Source organism: Peribacillus huizhouensis, assembly GCF_014138605.1.
Classification (GTDB): Bacteria; Bacillota; Bacilli; order Bacillales; family DSM-1321; genus Peribacillus; species Peribacillus huizhouensis.
In genome coordinates, this window is sequence record NZ_JACJHX010000048.1 from 1 (window position 1) to 2,439 (window position 2,439).

Sequence of the window (2,439 nt, forward strand, 5' to 3'; positions counted from 1 at the left end):
CACTGTAATATAAATTGAACCGCCGTATACGGAACCGTACGTACGGTGGTGTGAGAGGGGCGAAAATATATAAATTATCTTCCCCCTACTCGATTTCCTATAATGTTTCATTATGAGTTAGAAGAAATATACTTTTCTAGTTGTTCCATAATCGGGCCAGATTGTTGAACAACACCTTTTAAGAAAAATGGGTATCTATGTTAATAATTAGAAGAGCTTGTGAAGAAATGTACTTAAAGTAACGGAACAGGTTAGTTGAAGAAAAAATGTATTAATCTGAATATTAAATGTATTGCAAATATATCGCGAACGTATTACCTTTAAAAAGAGGAGTAATCTAATGTCAAAAAATAATAACAAGTCAAAATCCATTATTTTTATAAGTTTAATGTTGTTAATGTCAGGGTTTTTAATAGCTGCTTGCTCAAAGGCTGATGCAGAAGACACAAATAAAGAAGCAATTAAAAAAGTTCTTGAGCATCAGTTTACTGGTCCAGATGAGGAGTTTATGGAACTAATATGGAATCCTAAATATAGGACTGTTCATAATAATAAAGAAGAGAACAAAGAGTTTGATAAGTATGTAGCAAAGGTATACGGACCTTACTTTACAGATTCTGGGCTGGATTCATTCATAGCTGCATTTGGTACTCAATACCCAGCCTTTGCTTACAACACTGGTTATAAGTTAAGCTTTAAGGGCGTCACGATTGAGCAAAGTGAGAAAACTCCATATCGTTATACTTTCATAGCAAAGGTCGGTTATCAGAAAAATGGAGACAAAGAAAAAACTGTAAATGTAGAAGGTGAAGTTCTCTTCTCTACAAAAGAAGAAGGGAAAATCGGGGGATTTCAATACGGGAATGACAATGGATTGTCGGATATTTTAAGAACTAGCAATTGAACAATTTAACAAGCAAACACAAAAAGGACCTAATTTGGTTCTTTTTTTATGATTGAAATAACTACAATATTGTTAACATTGCCATTCCAAAAAAGAAGTTTGTGAATAAATGTACTTAAACTAAAGGGTGCGTTAGTTTAATAAGAATTAATTAATTTTAAGACTGAGGTCAAATTTAGTTACTACATTAAAGGGCGCAATTGCGGAGCAACACAAACAGAAATGCTCAAATTTAATTATAAAGCTAAAATAATGAATCCTATCACAAATAAAAATGTCCTACCCTAGGACACTTTCTATCATCGTTTATGTAACACCGTACCCTGCCATCGATAGGAACAACCAAGCGTTACTTGTAAACGTAAGCTCAAATGAGGCAACCCTGCGGCACATGGGTGAATCTACTTATGGCTGCTTCCTTCCGGCTCTGACCAGGTTCATAGGTTTCCATTGCACAGGACCCCATTCTCATCACCACTTTTACAAGGCAAACCTTACATGTTCAAACCTCAAGCAGGCATTCAACCCCGCTTTGGCGGATTGCGGGTTACAGGGCACCGCCAACTCCCCGTCTAGTACGGTATGTATAATTCAAACATACCTTATGTGATTTGATCATTCATGGCTGAATTCGGCTCATGAAATGGCTGTAAGCCAGGTTCTGTTCCTGCGTGCTATAAACGAATGCCAATCTCGCACGACAGGTGTAGTCATCTAACTATCGATCTATGATTGATCCATCCTTTTGGTTCATTTCCCGCAGGATGGTGCCCCTACCTAATTTCGGGTTGCTCGCTCGTGGGGTTTACCTCGTTCCATTTCGTCCGTTTCCAGACGAACTCCGTCACTGTGGCACTTTCAGAATACTCTCAGCATATCACGTTGGACTTAGCATGATTTCTCCGCCGTCAGACAAGTAAATTCTTGTTGCCCACCTTTGCAGATGGCACGAACACTCCGGGCATCTCAGCACCGGGCGAGCCTGGACTTTCCTCAACTCTTCTAACAAGAGCTGCGACTACTCACCATTTCATGTTTTGTTGTTCATCAGCTACATTCTTAGTGTACCATTCAAGAAAAGAGAAAATCACTAGTTAACGGTTTCCAACTTTGGTACATGTTTCCCTATTAGTTTGACAGTAAATGATCCATATATCCGCTTTTCAGGAATAACGACCCGAACACCGGCGGATCTTCCATATCTCCTATATATCTAGGAATGAGATGGACATGTACATGGAAATTGGTCTATCCTTCGAATTCACCACAATTGATGCTGATATTAAAACCATCCGGCTAATGTTGTTCATCTATGATCTTTTTACCCTCAAATAACAACTTATCCATAGCTTTTCTTTCTTGAGCACTTAAATCAAAATACTGTTCCACATGTCTTTTCGGAATGATATTTATACATATTTGTGAAGCTGTGCTTATTGTACTACCATGAAAATAAACTTCTGTAATTCAGTGAAAAAGGCAATACTTAATAAGACGCAGCTCATTCATTTTTAAAAAAGGGGAGAGCGCCTGAT

1 protein-coding gene and 2 other RNA genes are annotated in these 2,439 nt (G+C 38.0%); 1 reads left to right on the forward strand and 2 read right to left on the reverse strand.

Translation table 11 applies throughout. The annotated features are described in order from the left end of the window. Nucleotides 1-340 precede the first annotated feature (340 nt). Nucleotides 341-904 (forward strand): hypothetical protein, encoded by a 564-nt coding sequence (locus HNP81_RS23505; RefSeq protein ID WP_182504180.1) that lies wholly within the window; start codon nucleotides 341-343, stop codon nucleotides 902-904. A 316-nt stretch (nucleotides 905-1,220) separates the two neighbouring features. Here the strand turns inward: HNP81_RS23505 and ffs are convergent. Next, nucleotides 1,221-1,485: signal recognition particle sRNA large type (ffs, locus tag HNP81_RS23510), an RNA gene on the reverse strand. 64 nt (nucleotides 1,486-1,549) lie between these two features. Further along, nucleotides 1,550-1,934: RNase P RNA component class B (gene rnpB, locus HNP81_RS23515), an RNA gene on the reverse strand. Nucleotides 1,935-2,439: the final 505 nt, after the last annotated feature.

Bases quoted from the DNA above. Each gene is read 5' to 3' on its own strand.
- HNP81_RS23505 (WP_182504180.1), top strand. From the start codon at position 341: ATGTCAAAAAATAATAACAAGTCAAAATCCATTATTTTTATAAGTTTA.